Genomic DNA, 15,705 nt, shown 5'->3' on the forward strand with positions numbered 1-15,705 from the left:
GCGATGAGGGACAACTCACCACGGCTCTCCCCGCCCGTCCATCTGACCGGCCCCGACGGGCCGTGGACGGACGCGGTACGGGAGGGCATGGCCCGGCGTGGCAACGCCTCGGTGTTCACCACCTGGGGGGAGTGGCTGACCATGGCCCTGTCGGAGCCCGCCCTGCGCGGGCTGTTGGGCCGGGACTGGACCCGGTACCGACGGACCAGCGATCCCACGACCCGCTACCGTTTCGTGGTCTCCCGGCTCGCCGTGCGCCACACGGCGGCCGCGGCGCTGGGCATCGCCCCCGACCGGATCGACCTGTCGTACAAGCCGGGCGGTCGGCCGTACCTGCGCGGGATGGACCAGATCGACGTGAGCCTGACCCACACCGACGACCTGATCGTGGTGGCGGTCAGCCGCACCGGCCGGATCGGTGTCGACACCGAACCGGCCGGGCGGCGGCTGGCCTTCCAGCTGCTCCAGGACCAGGTGTGCACCGAGGCCGAGCGCGCGGAACTGGCGGCCCTGCCGGAGACGGAGCAGACCGCGGGGATCCTGCGGCTGTGGACGCTGAAGGAGGCGTACACCAAGGCCCTCGGCCAGGGGCTGCGGATGAACTTCTCGGAGTTCGGATTCGGTGGCAGGCATTCAGGAGAAACCGGTCTGCTGGCCCCCGACGGCACCCCCGCCGCACGCGGGGAATGGTCCTTCGGTACCTATCCGGTGCTCGGCCGCTATCTCGTCAGCATCGCCTGCCACGACACCGGCCTTGATCCCTCGCGGGACACCGCTGTGGCCACCATGCTCGACGAGGGATTCGTGTCGATGGTCACCGCGGAATTGCAGGACTCGAATTCCGCCTGATTCTCGTCCGAGTTTCGCATGAGGTCCGCTGGAGACCGGGTTCCGGCACAGTGCGGTGCGTTCGCCCCCGCGGCGCCCCGGCGGTGAGCCGGTCGAAACGGCGTACGAGGCTCTCCTGCTCCCGGGCGAGGGCCTCCATGCGCTCCCGCAGCCGGGCGATCTCGCCTCCGAGATCGAGCGGTGCCGCCGCGCCGGAAGCCGGCCCGGGGGCCGTCCCGAAGTCCGCGCCGCCGGGCGGCGGCCCGTACCGGATCGGCGGCGGCCACGGCCCGGCCCCACGAGGAGAGCACGTGGAAGCGGTGCGCGTCGGTGGTGACGCGGGGCGGGCGCAGCAGGTAGCCCTGCGGCCGGGTGCTGATCCACTCCGGGCCGTCGTCGCCGCTCAGCAGCCTGCGCAGCCGGGCCGCATGGGCCTGCAGCGCGTCCGCCGCACCCGCCGGGGGCAGGTCGACCCACAGTTCGTCGATGAGCCGGTCGGCGGAGAGCACCTGGCCCGCCCGCACCACCAGGGCGGCCAGCAGCGTGCGCTGCTTGGGGCCGGGGGGCACGATCCGGGCGCCCGTGCGCGGATCGTGGACCTCGACCGGACCCAGGATGCGGAAGTCCATGGTGGCATCGGCTCCGAGGGCGTTCACAGCGAGACTCCTCCGGTCCGGCCGATGTGCGGAAAGACGTCGTGTCCGGTGCTCGGAAATGCACCGGAAGTCGCTCCTTGAGCGGAATCTAGCAGCTCATATTCCGTGGTCAAACCGATCCGTCGGAGGGCTGCTCGACGGCTGGTCAAGAATTTCGGCACGTTGCCCAGTGTCCCGCTATCGTTCCCGAATTGAAGGCCGAAAATCGATGGGAACTCGACGAGAAGGACGGGGGAGATCGTGAAGATTCAGGTTCTGGGTCCGTTGAGTGCCGAGGTGAACGGTGGCTCGATCGTGCCGACGGCGGGCAAGCCCCGGCAGATCCTGGCGCTGCTCGCGCTGTATCCGGGGCGGGTGCTGCCGGTGCAGACGCTGATGGAGGAGATCTGGGGCACCGAACTGCCGCAGAGCGCGTCAACGACCCTGCAGACCTACATACTGCAGCTGCGGCGAAGACTGGGCACGGCCATGGGTCCGGGCGCGCCGGGCGGTGCGAAGGAGGTCCTGGCCACCCGGCACGGCGGCTACCTGCTGCAGATCGAGCCCGAGTGCGTGGATGTCCACGCCTACGAGGGCCTGGTCGCGCGGGGGCACTCCGCCTTCGAGCAGGGGGACGACGAGGGCGCGGCCGCCGCCCTGCGGCAGGCGCTGGATCTGTGGGACGGGCCGGCCCTGGTCGACGTGCGCGTCGGGCCGATCCTGTCCATCGAGGTGATGCGGATGGAGGAGAGCCGCCTGGTGGCGGTGGAGCGGCGCATCGACGCCGACCTGCGGCTCGGCCGGCACGCCGAACTGATCGCGGAACTCACCGAGCTGATTGCCCGTCACCCGCAGCACGAGGGCCTGCACTCGCAGGCGATGGTGGCCCTCTACCGCTCGGGCAGGCAGGCCACCGCCCTGGACGTCTACCGGCGGCTGCGGACCTGGCTGATCGACGAACTCGGTGTGGAGCCGTCGCCCCAGCTTCAGCGGCTGCACCACGCGATGCTGTCGGTCGACCCGGCCCTCGACGTCGCCGCCGGCCCGCGCCGTACCTCCACGTTCGACCTCTACGCGGCCTGACACCCCGCTCGGCCCGGGCCCGGCGGGGTGGTCACGGTGTCCGGCGGGTGACCGGGGGGTGGTGCGCGGGTGGCCGGGGCGGTGGCCGGGGGCGGGCGCGGGCGGCCGAGCACTTCTCGAGCGGCCCTCGACCCGGTGCGGACAGCCTCTGAACAGGGACGAGAGGGGAGAGACCATGCCGGTCGAGCGGGTGCACCGCACGTCGTACGTGGTGGACGTCGCCGCACCCGGCGGGGTGGTCTACGGGCTGCTCGCGGACACCACCCAGTGGCCGCTGTTCGTTCCCGCGAGCATCCATGTCGAGCGGCTCGACTTCGACGGCCGCCAGGACCGGTTCCACATGTGGGTGACCGCCAACGGCAGCGTGCGGTCCTGGCTCTCGCGCCGCACCCTGGACGCCGGCCGCATGCGCATCGACTTCCGCCAGGAGGTCCCCGCGCCCCCGGCGACCTCCATGGGCGGCACCTGGACGGTGGAGTCCCTCGGGCCGGAGCGCTGCCGCCTCACCCTGGAGCACGACTTCACCGTGGCCGGCAACCGCGCGGCCGACGCCGCCTGGCTGGAGCGGGCCACGGACACCAACAGCCGCGCCGAACTGGACCAGCTCAAGGCCACCGCGGAGCGCTGGCACCGGCTCGACGGCCTGCTGCTCTCCTTCGAGGACTCCGTACGCGTCGACGGCCCCGCCGAAGTCGTCTACGGGTTCCTGTACGACGTGGCCGCCTGGCCCGAGCGCGTCCCGCACGTCGGCAGGCTCGACGTGGCAGAGGACGAACCGGGCGTGCAGACCGTCTCGATGGACACGGTCACCCCCGACGGCACGGTCCACACCACCGAGTCGGTGCGGGTCTGCTTCCCGCACGCGGGCCGGATCGTCTACAAGCAGACCACCCCGCCGGCGCTGCTGAGCGCGCACGCGGGGGAGTGGTCGGTGACCCCTGACGCGACGGGCGTCACCGTCGTCTCCCACCACCGGGTGCTGCTGCGTGAGGAGGCGGTGCCGCAGGTGCTCGGCCCGGACGCGGACCTGGAGCAGGCCCGGACGTACGTACGCCAGGCCCTGGGCCGCAACAGCCGCGCCACCCTCGAACTGGCCCGCCGACGGGCCGAGTCGGCTGTACGCACCCTCTGACCGCAGTCCCGCCGGCCCCCGCGCGCTCCAGCTTCGGCGCGGCCGGGAACCGTGTCAGCGGCATGTCAGCGATGCGGGGGAGACCCTCCCATACTTGTGCCTTTCCACGTCGCAGTACCGGATACCGAGGGGGACGGATGGCCTGCGCCACGACCGCGGAGCACCGGCCCTTCAGCTCCGCCGGACTGCCCGTCGCGCCCTGTCAGCAGGACATGCTCCTCGACGTGCTCGCCGCCGGACCCGTCGCCGCGCTGCACGTCGAGCAGCTGCACCTGCGCTGGCACGGGCCGCTGGACCGGGAGCTTTTCCGTGCCGCCTGGCAGTCGGTCGCGGACCGCGAGACCGTGCTGCGCGCCTGTTTCGCACCGGGCGGCGGCCCCGACACCCGCCCCACCGTCACCGTGCGGGAGCAGGCCGTCGTCGAGGTCTGCCACCACCCGCACGGCTCCGCCGACTGGTATTCCGTGATCCTCGCCGAACGCCGGCGGGTGTTCGACCTGCGGCGGCCGGGTGCGCTGCGGGTGTGTCTGGTGGAGGAGGAGCCGGGCGGTGACGGTCCGGTGCGGGTCGTGCTGACGTGGCATCACGCGCTGCTCGACGACTGGAGCGTGCGGCTGCTGTGGCGGTCGGTGCTGTGGGCGTACGCCCGGGGCGGGGTCGCGGCGGGCGGGGCGCGGCGGCCCGATCTGGGTGACCACGTGCGATGGGTGGCGGGCCGGGAGACGGGTGCGGCGCGGGCGTTCTGGTCCGTCGCGGCGCCGGACGAGGGGGCGGTGTCGCTGCCGGTGCGTCCGGGCTCCGACTCTGCCGGCACCGGCCTGGGGCGGGCGTCGCGGCGGCTGAGCGCGGGTGAGGCGAGGCGGCTGTGGGAGTGGGCCGCCGGGTGGGGGGTGTCGGAGGGCACGGCCTTGCACGCGGTGTGGGCGCTGCTGCTGCGGAGGGTGGTGCCGGGGGAGGGGCCCGTCCCGGTGGTGTTCGGGATGACGGTGTCCGGCCGGGGTGTGGCCCTGGAGGGTGTGGAGCGACTCCCGGGCCCGCTGCGGAATGTGCTGCCGCTGTCGGTGGCGGTGGACCCGGCGACAGGTGTGGGCGGGCTGCTGGCGGACGTACGGGACGGAGTGCTGGGCCTGACGGCGTACGAGTGGGTCTCCGCCGGGCAGATCCAGGAGGCCGCCGGACACCCCGGCCGGCCCGGACCGGTCCGCTCGCTGGTCTCCTTCGCCCGGCCCTTGCCGGGCGCCGGACCGGACGACCCGCTGCCGCGGGAACTGGCCGCCGAGGGCGTCCGGGTGACCGAACCCGAGACCGTCCCGGCGCACACCGGCCTCCCGCTCTCGCTGACCGCCCGGCACACGCAGGACGGCGAACTCGTCCTGACCCTGGTCCACGACCGGGCCGCCGTCGGGGAGGACGCCGCCGCCGTGCTCCTCGCCCAGACGGCCCTCCTCCTTCGCGAACTGCCCGCACGCGCGGGCGGACAGGCGACCGTGGCGGACGCCCTGGGCCTCCTGGACGGCCTGCCCGTCCCCGGAGCGTGCGCCGCCCCGGGGCCCGAGGCCCCACCCCCGACCCTCCACGTCCTCCGCCCGGGCACCCACCCGGCCGCCGGCACGGTCCTGCTCGTCCCGCCACCGACGGGGCCTGCGGCCGACGCCGTGGACGGCGCTCGGGCGGCGGACGGTGACGGCCCCGAGGAGGGCCGGGACGGCGTCGACGGGAGCGGCCCGGCGCTGGGCCATGGCGCCACGGGCGGACACGAGGCCGCGGAGGCGACAGCTCGTTCGGGACCCGAGGCGCTGGTCACGGTCCTCGCTCCCGGCGGAGCGGACGACTGCCTCCAGGCGCTGCGCCCCGTGCTCGCGAGCGGCGAGCCGCTGACCCTGCTCCCCTTGCCGGGGGCCGAAGCCCTGGCCCACGAGGTGGCCGGACGTATCGCCGCCCACGGCTGGCGCCGCCCGCCCGTCGCCGGTGAGACCGCCTGACGCTCGGCGACACGGGCGGGAGGAGCGGGCGACCCACCCGGTCAGGCGGCTCTCCGTTCGTGAGTGGGCTGATCGAGCCCGCTGCGGCGGGCCCGGTCAGGGGCGGGACCGGAGGCAGAGGGACAGCAGGAGGCCCGCCGTGGCGAACGCCGCGCCCGCGGTGAAGCCCGCCGACATCGCACCCGCGAAGTCCGCGTGGCCCGAGGAGGCCGTGACCAGCAGGGCGATGCACAGCGAACCGCCGACGGCCTGCAGGGCGTTGAGGACGCTGCCGGCCGAGCCGAGCTCCTCCGGCCGCAGCCCCGAGGTCGCCAGAACGGTCGCCGGGACCGCGCAGCAGGCCATGCCCGCACCCAGCAGCACCAGCGACGGCAGCACGGCCGTCAGATACGAGTCCTGCGGCCCCAGACACGACAGCCACAGGTTCTCCACCGCCAGGGCGATCGCGCCGACGGCCATGACCCGCTTGGGGCCGATCGCCCGCTCCGCCCGCACCGCCAGACCGGCGGCCGCGGCCATCGTCAGCGGGACCGGCAGCAGCCCGAACGCCGCCGCCAGCGGGGACCAGCCGCTGTCCTGCTGGAAGAACTGGCTGAGGAAGAAGTACGCGCCGATCAGCGCGCCGGGCAGGACGAGCATGCTCGCGAACGCCAGGGCCCGGTCCCGGTCCCCGAAGAGCCCGAGCCGCACGATGGGCTGTGCCGTGCGCCGCTGCACCACGACGAACCCGGCCAGCAGGGTGGCGCCGGCCACCAGCGGGCCCGCCACCAGCAGATCGTTCCACGGCCGCTCGGCGGCCTGCGAGAGCCCGTACACCAGACCGGCGGCGGCCAGCGCGGAGAGCACCGAACCGGCCAGGTCGAACCGGCCCTTCACCCGCTCGGTCTCCGCGATCACCCGGGGCACGAGAAACAGGACGGCCAGCCCCACCGGCACATTGAGCAGCAGCACCCAGCGCCAGGAGCCGGCCGAGGTCAGGGCTCCGGCCAGCAGCAGACCACCGGCCGTGGCAGCGGCGCCGACCGCGGTGCACACCGCGATCGCCCGCTTGCGGGCCGGGCCCTCGGCGAAGGTGGCGAGCATCAGCACGAAGCCGTTGGCCGCGGCGAAGGCCGCGCCCGCGCCCTCCACGGCGCGCACGGCGATGAGCAACTCCCCGCCGGGTGCGAGCGCCCGCAGCGCGGCGGCGGCCGTGAAGACGGCCACGCCGGCGGTGAACACCCGGCGCCGGCCGAGGATGTCGCCGGCCCGGCCGCCGAGGAGCAGCAAACCGCCGAAGGCCAGCAGATAGGCGCCGATCACCCAGGAGGCCGCCAGGGCGGACAGCCCCAGATCGGCCCGGATCCCGGGCAGGGCGATGTTCATGAGGGGGTCGTCCAGCTGGATCATCGCGTTGCAGCCGGCGATGACGGCGAGCGCGGGCCCGGGCCGCACCCGGCGCACGGCCCCGGGCCCGGCCGCAGCTGCAGCCGACGGCGCAACCGCGGGCGGCGCGCCGGGTGAACGGGTGGGTGCCGGTGCCGCGGACGCGGGCACCGCCACAGGACGCTCGAAAACGGGCGCGGACATGCCCTGCCTCCCGGGAAGAGTCGTTCGGACCGTGAAGGGTCACGCTCCCAGGGGTGACTGGAGGGCCGCTCAAGCCGTGACGGTGATCCGCTGTCGGGCCACTGTGGAGGCCGGCGCCTTCTCGCTCGCGTGCCGCTCGAACCATCGTCCGGCCCCTTAATTCTTAGGGGTGTCCAGAGTCGTACCCGCTTGTGCACGATCGCCGCAGACACCATCCGACACTCATCGAGGAAGGAGGCGCAGCCATGGCTGGACAGGTGGCAGAGGAGCGCACGGGCGCGGCGGCGGGGTCCGGGGAGACCGCCGGGGCGGCCGAGACGGTCGAGGCGGCCGGGACGGTCGAGGCGGCCGGGACGGTCGAGGACCTGCTCGTCGAGGACGTGTCCATCGACGGCATGTGCGGCGTCTACTAGGCCGGAGCCGACGATGTTCACCCCTGAGCGCCCCTACCGGTGCGCCCCCTCCGTGGCACTGCGCCCCGAGCCCTTCGGGGCGCTCGCGTACGACTTCGCCACCCGGCGGCTCAGCTTCCTCAAGACCCCCGCCCTGGTAGAGGTCGTACGCACGCTGGGGGACCACCCCGATGTCCACACCGCGCTCGGCTCCGCGGCCGTCCCGCCCGCCGAGCACGCGGCGTACCTGCGGGCCCTGGCGGGGCTCGCGGGCACCGGGCTGATCGAGCCCAGGCCCGGCCAGGAGGAGGCAGCGTGAGGCTGGTCGACCACTTCGAGAGCGGGCTGGACGCCCCCATCTGCCTGACCTGGGAGCTGACCTACGCCTGCAACCTGTCCTGCGTGCACTGCCTGTCCTCCTCGGGCCGGCGAGACCCGCGGGAGCTGACCACCGACGAGTGCAAGGCCGTCATCGACGAACTGCAGCGGATGCAGGTGTTCTACGTGAACATCGGCGGTGGCGAGCCCACGGTGCGGCCCGACTTCTGGGAGCTGCTCGACTACGCCACCACGCACCAGGTCGGCGTGAAGTTCTCCACCAACGGCGTCAGGCTGACCTCCGAGCGGGCCCGGATGCTGGCCGCCAGCGACTACGTCGACGTGCAGATCTCCCTCGACGGAGCCACCGCCGAGGTCAACGACGCCGTGCGCGGCCCCGGCAGCTACGCCACCGCGCTGACGGCGATGCGCAACCTCGCCGACGCCGGCATGCGGGACTTCAAGCTCAGCGTGGTGGTCACCCGGCAGAACGCCGGCCAGCTCGACGCCTTCAAGGAGATCGCCGACGCCCACGGCGCCCAACTGCGGCTGACGCGGCTGCGCCCCGCCGGACGCGGCGCGGACGTGTGGGACGAGCTGCACCCCACCGCCGCCCAGCAGCGGGAGCTGTACGCGTGGCTGCTTGCCCACGGCGAGACCGTGCTGACCGGCGACTCCTTCTTCCACCTCAACGCGCTCGGCACCACCGCCCTGCCGGGTCTCAACCTGTGCGGCGCGGGCCGGGTGGTCTGCCTGATCGACCCCGTCGGCGACGTGTACGCCTGCCCGTTCGCCATCCACGACGAGTTCCTCGCCGGGAACGTGCGCGAGGAGGGCGGGTTCGCCCGCGTCTGGCGCGAGTCGGAACTCTTCGCCTCGCTCCGGGCCCCGCAGTCCGGCGGCGCCTGCGCGTCCTGCTCCGCGTACGACGCCTGCCGTGGAGGCTGCATGGCGGCGAAGTTCTTCACCGGCCTGCCGCTGGACGGCCCCGACCCCGAGTGCGTCAAGGGCAACGCCCATCAGGCGCTGGCGTCGGTCGGCCCCGGCAGCGCGCCCCGGCCCACCGGCGACCACTCCCACCGCACCACCCCCCGTACCGCCCGCTCCGGCCCGGTGCCCGTCACCATCGGCCGCCGCCCGCCGGAACCGGCCGCGACCCCCGTGGAAGACCGCCCCTGCGAGACCAGCCCGCTGGCCGGGTTCGCCCCCGACCCGCTGACGGCCGCGGCCTCATGAACCTGACCACGCCCGTCACCCTGGGCGGACGCACCGCCCCCAGCCGCGTGGTGTTCGGCCCCCACGAGACCAACCTGGCCGACCGGCGGGCGATGTCCGACCGGCACGCCGCCTACTACCGGGAGCGGGCTGCGGGCGGCGCCGGGGTGATCGTCACCGAGACCGCGAGCGTCCACCCCTCCGACTGGCCCTACGAGCGGGCCCCGCTCGCCGCCGACTGCGGACCCGGGTGGGCCGCCACCGCCGCCGCCTGCGCCCCGCACGGCACCCTTGTGCTGGCCTCCCTCGGCCACGCCGGCTCCCAGGGCTCCTCCGCCCACAGCCAGAGCGCGCTGTGGGCCCCGTCCCGGGTGGCCGACGTGGCCAGCCGGGAGCTGCCCATGGAGCTGGAGGAGACCGAACTCGCCCAGCTCGTAGACGGCTTCGCGGCCGCCGCCGCCCTCGCCGCCCGGTCCGGCCTGGACGGGGTGGAGATCGAGGCGGGGCAGTACAGCCTGCTGCGCCAGTTCCTCTCGGGCCTGACCAACCTCCGAACCGACGCGTACGGCACCGACCGGCTGCGGCTGCCGCGTCAGGTGCTGGGTGCCGTCCGCGCCGCGCTCGGCGAGGGGCGGGTGCTCGGACTGCGGCTCTCCTGCGACGAACTGGCCCCCTGGGCCGGCGTCACCCCCGAGCAGGCCGTGGAGCACGTGCGCGCCCTCGCCCCGCTGCTCGACTACCTGGTCGTGGTGCGCGGCTCCGCCATGGGGACCTCCGCCACCCGCCCCGACTTCCACACCCCGCCCGGTTTCAACACCGAGCTGTGCCGCACCGTACGGGCCGCCGCGGAGGGCACCCTGCCGGTGGTGCTGCAGGGATCCGTCACCGACCCCGGCCAGGCCGGGGCGGCTCTGGCCGACGGGGTGTGCGACCTGGTGGAGATGACCCGCGCCCAGATCGCCGAACCCGCCCTGGTGAACCTGGTGCGCGCCGGGACCCCGGAGCGGATCCGGCCCTGCGTTCTGTGCAACCAGAAGTGCCGGGTGCGCGACAACCGCAACCCCGTCGTCTCGTGCGCCGTCGAACCGCGCAGCGGACACGAGACCGAGGATCCCGACCCGGCCGCCCCACGCCCCGCCGCGGACCCGCTCGACGTGCTCGTCGTCGGCGGCGGACCCGCCGGCCTGGAGGCCGCCCGGGTCCTGGCCGGGCGCGGCCACCGGGTGGAGCTCGCCGAGCGCACCCCCCGGCTGGGCGGCACCCTGCGCATGAGCGGCGCCCGCTGGCAGCCCGTCACCGACTGGCTGGAGGCCGAGGTGCGCCGGCTCGGCGTCACCGTACGCACCGGCACCGAGGTCACCCAGGACGAACTCCGCGGACGCCGGGCGCTGCTGGCCACCGGCTCCCTGCCCGGCCCCCGCCCGTACGCGCACGAGGGCGGCGAGGTCGTCGAGGCGGCCGACCTGCTCGCCGGGCGGGCCGCGCCGCTCCCGGACGGCCCGGTGCTGGTCCACGACCCCCTCGGGGACGCCACCGGCACCGCCGTCGCCGAGCACCTGGCCGCCGAGGGACGCGAGACCGCCATCGTCACCCAGGACCAGGTCGTCGGCACGCAGCTCGCCCTCACCGGCGACCTCGCCGACGCCAACACCCGGCTCCAGCGGGCCGGGGTGCGCCTGGTCAAACGGTCCGTCCTGCGCGCCGTCCACAGCGGCGGCGCCCTGGTCGAGGACGTGCTGACCGGCGCCGAGACCAAGATCCCCTGCGCGGCCGTGGTCCACTGCGGCCACCGGCTGCCCGACCAGACGCTGACCGGGCCCTTCGCCGCGGGCGACCGGGTGGCTCCGCGCACCGTGCACGAGGCCGTGCTGGAGGGCCGCCGGGCCGCGCTGGCCCTCGAAGTCCTCGAAGCCGTCGGAGAACGACGGGAAGGAGCTGAGACCAGGTGACCGGCCACCGCCATCTCTTCTCACCGCTGCGGCTGGGACCGCTCACGGTCGCCAACCGCATCGTGTTCTCCGCGCACCTGACCAACTACGCCGAGGACGGCCTGCCCAGCGAGCAGCACGCCGCCTACTACGCGGCCCGCGCCGCCGGGGGAGCGGGGCTGATCATCACCGAGGAGCACTCCACCCACGTCACCGACTGGCCGTACGAGAAGCTGATCCACGGCTACCGCCCGGAGGCCGTCCCCGGCTACCGGAGGATCACCGAGGCCGTGCACGCCCACGGCACCCCGATCCTGGCCCAGCTCAACCACAACGGCGGCCAGGCGTCCTCCTTGTACTCCCGGTTGCCGGTGTGGGCCCCCTCCCCGGTGCCCGACCCGCTGTTCCGTGAGGTGCCCAAGGCCGTCACCACCGGCGAGATCGCCGAGATCGTCGCCGGATACGGCACGGTCGCCGGGCACTGCGCCGACGGCGGCTTCGACGGCGTCGAGCTGCAGTGCTCGCACTCCTCGATCGTGCGCGGCTTCCTCTCCCCGGCCACCAACCTGCGCACCGACGCCTATGGCGGCTCACTGGAGAACCGGACCCGCATCCTGCTGGAGATCGTCGACGCCGTGCGCGAGGCCGTCGGACCCGGCCGGGCGCTCGGCGTCCGGCTGTGCGGGGACGAGCTGATCGAGGGCGGCACCACCATCGACGAAGCCGTCGAGATCGCCCGCCGCGTCGAGGCCACCGGCAAGGTCGACTACATCAACACCTCCATCGGCGTGGCCACCTCGACCCTCTACATGATCGAGGCGTCGATGACCGTGCCCCCCGGCTACGCCCTGTTCATCTCCAACGCCATCCGCCGCGCCGTCCGTCTGCCCGTCGTCGGCGTCGGCCGGATCAAGGACCCCGTCCAGGCCGAACGGGCTCTGGCCGAGGGCCACTGCGACCTCATCGGGGTGGTACGCGGCCAGATCGCCGACCCCGACTTCGCGGCCAAGGCACGGGCCGGGCAGACCCCCGCCATCCGCACCTGCCTGTCCTGCAACCAGGAGTGCGTCGGCCGGATGGGCCTCAACCGCTGGCTGGGCTGCATCGAGAACCCGCGGGCCGGACGGGAGTCCGTACCGCTGCCACCGCCCGGACGCCGCCCGCAGAAGGTACTGGTCGTCGGCGGCGGCCCCGCCGGACTCCAGGCCGCGGCCACCGCCGCGGGCCGCGGCCACCAGGTCACCCTGCTGGAGCGCGCACCGGCAACCGGCGGCCAGGTCGCCACCGCCGCCTCGGCGGCCGGCCGCGCCGAATTCCTCGACGTGGTGCGCAACCTCCTCGCCGAATGCCACCGCAACGGCGTGGAGATACGCACCGGCACCGCGGTCGACGCCGACGCGGTACGGGCCTTCGCCCCGGACGCCGTGGTGGTGGCCACCGGCGCCCGCCCGCAGCCGCCCCACTGGGCCGGCTCCCTCGAGCGCGTCGTCGACGTCCGTGACGTCCTGGAGGGCCGGGTCGCCCCCGCGGCCGGTGAGCGGGTCCTGATCGTCGACGAACTCGGCTTCCACCAGGCCACCTCCGTGGCGGAGACGCTCGCGGAGCGCGGCTGCCGGGTCCGTATCAGCACCCCCGGGATGGTGGTCGGCCAGGACCTGGGCATCACCCTCGACCTGGAGACCTACTCGGTCCGCGCCCACGCCAAGGGCATCGAGCACGTCACCGACCAGGTGGTGCTGGCCGCACACCGGCAGGACGGAGGAGGGGTGACGGTGGACCTGCTCACCCACACCACGAACGCGATGGCCCAGGAGACCTACGACTGGGTGGTCTGCGCCGTCCAGCAGGCACCGAGGGACGAGCTCTGGCACGCCCTGAAGAACGAGCCGTTCGCCGTCCACCGGGCCGGCGACTGCCTGACCCCGCGCCGCGCCCACGCCGCGGTCGTCGAGGGCCACCGGGCGGGGGTGGCGGTATGACCGACCTGACCGGCCTCCCCGCGGGCGCTGAACTGCCCGGACCCGCTGAGTCGCCCGCAGCGGCCGGACTCCCCGGCACCGCCGCACTTCCCGGACTTCCCGCGTTCCCCGGACTGCTCGCCCTGGTCGTCGTACGCGAGAGCGTCCTGCCCGCCGGCGCCGACGAGACGGTTGCCGAAGCGGGCGGGGCCGTCCTGCTCGTCGGCACCGGAACCACCGGCGCCGCCCGGGAGCTCACCGCGGCCCGCCAGGTGTGGACCGCGGAGGCCGGCACTGCCCCCGCCGCCCTGGCCGCCGCCCTCGCCCCCATGCTCACCGCCGTCCACACCCTGGTGCTGCCCGCCTCCCCGGACGGCCGCGACCTGGCCCCCCGGCTCGCCGCCGCCCTGGGCCGCCCGCTGCTCGCCGGGGCCGCCGAGATCCTGCCCGGCGGCGCCGACGTCCTGCGCTGGGGAGGCCAGGCCCTCGTCGAACTCAGCGTGGACGGCCCCTTCGTGGCCACCCTCGAACCCGGGCTGCGGGGCGCCGAACCGGCCCCCGGCGGCCCCGCGGAGCCCACCGCGATCACCCTGCCCGCCCCGCCGCCGACCGCCGACGCCCGGACCCTGGCCACCCTGGAAGCCGGGGCCGGCGCCACCTCGCTGGCCCAGGCCCGCCGCATCCTCGGCGCGGGCGGCGGACTCGGCGGACCCGAGGAGGTCGCCCTGCTCGGCCGGATCGCCGACGCCCTGGACGCCTCGGTCGGCGCCACCCGCGTGGTCACCGACGCCGGCTGGCTCGGCCACGACGCGCAGATCGGCACCACCGGCGTCCTCGTCGACCCCGACCTCTACATCGCCTTCGGCGTCTCCGGAGCACCCCACCACACCGGGGGCCTCGGCACCCCGCGCCACGTGATCAGCGTCAACACCGACCCGTACTGCCCGATGACGGCCATGGCCGACCTCGGGATCGTGGCCGACGCCGGCACCGTCCTGACCGAACTCGCCCAGCGGCTGGAGACGCCCGATGCCGACCACTCCTGACGCCGCCTTCGACATCGTGGTCGTCGGCGCCGGACCCGCCGGCAGCGCCGCGGCCCTGGAGGCCGCCCGCGCCGGCAAGCGCGTGGCCCTGCTGGAACGCGGCCCCTACCCCGGCGCCAAGAACGTCTACGGCGGCGTGGTCTACGGCCGCATCCTCGACGAACTCGTACCGCGCTGGTGGGATCGGATGCCCGTGCAGCGCTGGGTGACCCGCCGCTCCACCATGATGCTCACCCCCACCCAGGCACTCACCGTCGACTTCCGCACCGAGGACTGGGGCAGGCCTCCCTACAACGGGGCCACCGTCCACCGCGCCGACCTCGACGGCTGGCTCGCCGGACTGGCCCAGGAGGCGGGCGCCGTCCTCGTCCCCTCCACGACCGCCACCGGCCTGCTGCGCGGGCCGGACGGAGCGGTCACCGGCGTACGGACCGACCGGCCCGGCGGCGACCTGACCGCGCGGGTGGTCATCGCCTGCGACGGGGTCAACTCCTTCCTGGCCAAGGAGGCCGGCCTGTTCGACCGGGTGCCGGGCACGCAGGCCCAGCACACCTCCCTGGGCGTCAAGGAGGTACTCGCCCTGCCTCGGGAGGCAATCGAGGAGCGTTTCGGTCTCACCGGCCGCCACGGCCAGGACATCGAGATCATCGGCTGCACCGGCGGCATCCCCGGCGGCGGCTTCCTCTACACCGGCCTCGACACCGTCAGCGTCGGCGTGGTCCTCTCCGTCACCGGCCTCGCCGCCTCCGGCACCCGGCCCGAGGAGGTCCTCGCCGGACTCAAGAGCCACTCGGCGATCGCGCCCCTGCTGCGCGGCGGCGAGGTGAAGGAGTACTCCGCCCACCTCATTCCCGAGGGCGGCCACGACACCATGCCCGAACTGGCCACCGACGGCCTCCTCGTCGCCGGGGACGCCGCCGCGATGTGCCTGGCCGCCGGAATCTGGCTCGAAGGGGTCAACTACGCGCTGGGCGCGGGCATGTACGCCGGGCGCGCGGCCGCCGCCGCCGTCACCGCGGGCGACACCACCAAGGCCGGCCTGGCCGGCTACCGGAGGGCCCTGGAGGACTCCTTCGTCCTGGCCGACCTGCGCAAACTCCGCCAGGTACCGGAACTGGTCTTCTCCGACCGGGTCCAGCGCACCTATCCGGGCCTGCTCTGCGACCTGGCCCAGGACTTCTTCACCGTGGACAACCCGCGTCCCAAGCCCGGCCTGCGCCGCCTGGTGACCGCGCGGGCCCGCGCCCGCGGCCTGAAGCTGCGCCACCTGCTGTCCGACGCACTCACCGGAGCGAGGTCCTTCGGATGACCCCTGCCAGCCCCGCCGGCGACCCCGGCCGGATCTCCTTCGAGGAGCGGATGTCCACCGTCGACTTCCGCGTCGCCGAGCAGGCGCACATCACCGTCGACACCGACGTGTGCCGCGGCTGCACGACCAGGGCCTGCGTCCACTCCTGCCCGGCCAAGCTGTTCGTACCCACCAGCGACGGCGGCATCCTGTTCAACTACGAGCAGTGCTTCGAGTGCGGTACCTGCTACCAGGTGTGCGACGCCGACGGCGCCCTCAGCTGGTCCTACCCCGAGGGCGGCCACGGCGTCGCCTTCCGGCGGGGGTGAGA

General features: G+C 74.5%; 13 protein-coding genes and 1 pseudogene. 12 read left to right on the plus strand and 2 right to left on the minus strand.

Going from position 1 to position 15,705, the window contains the following annotated elements:
* Positions 1-3 precede the first annotated feature (3 nt).
* Positions 4-849 carry a 4'-phosphopantetheinyl transferase family protein gene (locus NRK68_RS34995; RefSeq protein WP_257858215.1) on the plus strand — a complete coding sequence of 282 codons (846 nt, stop codon included), beginning with the start codon at positions 4-6 and terminating at the stop codon, positions 847-849.
* 389 nt (positions 850-1,238) lie between these two features.
* On the opposite strand, the pseudogene NRK68_RS35000 reads toward NRK68_RS34995, so the two are convergent.
* A pseudogene (locus tag NRK68_RS35000) lies at positions 1,239-1,457 on the minus strand (AfsR/SARP family transcriptional regulator); the annotation flags it as partial.
* A 267-nt stretch (positions 1,458-1,724) separates the two neighbouring features.
* On the opposite strand from NRK68_RS35000, the gene NRK68_RS35005 reads away from it, so the two are divergent.
* From NRK68_RS35005 to NRK68_RS35015, 3 genes are all read left to right on the plus strand, one after another.
* Complete coding sequence (locus NRK68_RS35005) at positions 1,725-2,546, plus strand: AfsR/SARP family transcriptional regulator (protein WP_257858216.1); 822 nt, start codon at positions 1,725-1,727, stop codon at positions 2,544-2,546.
* A 175-nt stretch (positions 2,547-2,721) separates the two neighbouring features.
* Complete coding sequence (locus NRK68_RS35010) at positions 2,722-3,678, plus strand: aromatase/cyclase (RefSeq protein WP_257858217.1); 957 nt, start codon at positions 2,722-2,724, stop codon at positions 3,676-3,678.
* Positions 3,679-3,815: 137 nt separating this feature from the next.
* On the plus strand, positions 3,816-5,660 hold the full coding sequence (locus tag NRK68_RS35015; protein ID WP_257858218.1) for a condensation domain-containing protein: 1,845 nt from the start codon (positions 3,816-3,818) through the stop codon (positions 5,658-5,660).
* 96 nt (positions 5,661-5,756) lie between these two features.
* Here the strand turns inward: NRK68_RS35015 and NRK68_RS35020 are convergent, their stop codons facing one another.
* Positions 5,757-7,229 (minus strand): MFS transporter, encoded by a 1,473-nt coding sequence (locus NRK68_RS35020; RefSeq protein ID WP_257858219.1) that lies wholly within the window; start codon positions 7,227-7,229, stop codon positions 5,757-5,759.
* Positions 7,230-7,474: 245 nt separating this feature from the next.
* On the opposite strand from NRK68_RS35020, the gene mftA reads away from it, so the two are divergent.
* From mftA to NRK68_RS35060, 8 genes are read left to right on the plus strand one after another with little or no spacing between them, the layout of a single operon-like run.
* Positions 7,475-7,642, plus strand: a complete 168-nt coding sequence (mftA, locus tag NRK68_RS35025; RefSeq protein WP_257858220.1) for a mycofactocin precursor MftA — start codon at positions 7,475-7,477, stop codon at positions 7,640-7,642.
* A gap of 13 nt (positions 7,643-7,655) precedes the next feature.
* Positions 7,656-7,940, plus strand: coding sequence for a mycofactocin biosynthesis chaperone MftB (mftB, locus tag NRK68_RS35030; RefSeq protein ID WP_257858221.1), 285 nt, complete (start codon positions 7,656-7,658; stop codon positions 7,938-7,940).
* Positions 7,937-9,175, plus strand: a complete 1,239-nt coding sequence (gene mftC / locus NRK68_RS35035; protein ID WP_257858222.1) for a mycofactocin radical SAM maturase — start codon at positions 7,937-7,939, stop codon at positions 9,173-9,175. Before mftB ends, mftC begins: the two co-directional genes overlap by 4 nt.
* Positions 9,172-11,103, plus strand: a complete 1,932-nt coding sequence (locus NRK68_RS35040; RefSeq protein WP_257858223.1) for a mycofactocin system FadH/OYE family oxidoreductase 1 — start codon at positions 9,172-9,174, stop codon at positions 11,101-11,103. The genes mftC and NRK68_RS35040 overlap by 4 nt, the downstream gene beginning before the upstream one ends.
* Complete coding sequence (locus NRK68_RS35045; RefSeq protein WP_257858224.1) at positions 11,100-13,061, plus strand: mycofactocin system FadH/OYE family oxidoreductase 2; 1,962 nt, start codon at positions 11,100-11,102, stop codon at positions 13,059-13,061. The genes NRK68_RS35040 and NRK68_RS35045 overlap by 4 nt, the downstream gene beginning before the upstream one ends.
* Positions 13,058-14,086: a mycofactocin-associated electron transfer flavoprotein alpha subunit gene (locus tag NRK68_RS35050; protein WP_257858225.1), complete on the plus strand. Its 1,029-nt coding sequence runs from the start codon at positions 13,058-13,060 to the stop codon at positions 14,084-14,086. The genes NRK68_RS35045 and NRK68_RS35050 overlap by 4 nt, the downstream gene beginning before the upstream one ends.
* A complete protein-coding gene (locus NRK68_RS35055) occupies positions 14,070-15,395 on the plus strand; it encodes an FAD-dependent oxidoreductase (RefSeq protein ID WP_257858226.1) in 1,326 nt (441 codons plus the stop codon). Before NRK68_RS35050 ends, NRK68_RS35055 begins: the two co-directional genes overlap by 17 nt.
* Positions 15,392-15,703 (plus strand): ferredoxin family protein, encoded by a 312-nt coding sequence (locus NRK68_RS35060; protein WP_257858227.1) that lies wholly within the window; start codon positions 15,392-15,394, stop codon positions 15,701-15,703. Before NRK68_RS35055 ends, NRK68_RS35060 begins: the two co-directional genes overlap by 4 nt.
* The last annotated feature ends 2 nt before the right edge of the window (positions 15,704-15,705 follow it).

It is taken from the genome of Streptomyces yangpuensis, from assembly GCF_024666385.1.
Taxonomy (GTDB): domain Bacteria; phylum Actinomycetota; class Actinomycetes; order Streptomycetales; family Streptomycetaceae; genus Streptomyces; species Streptomyces yangpuensis.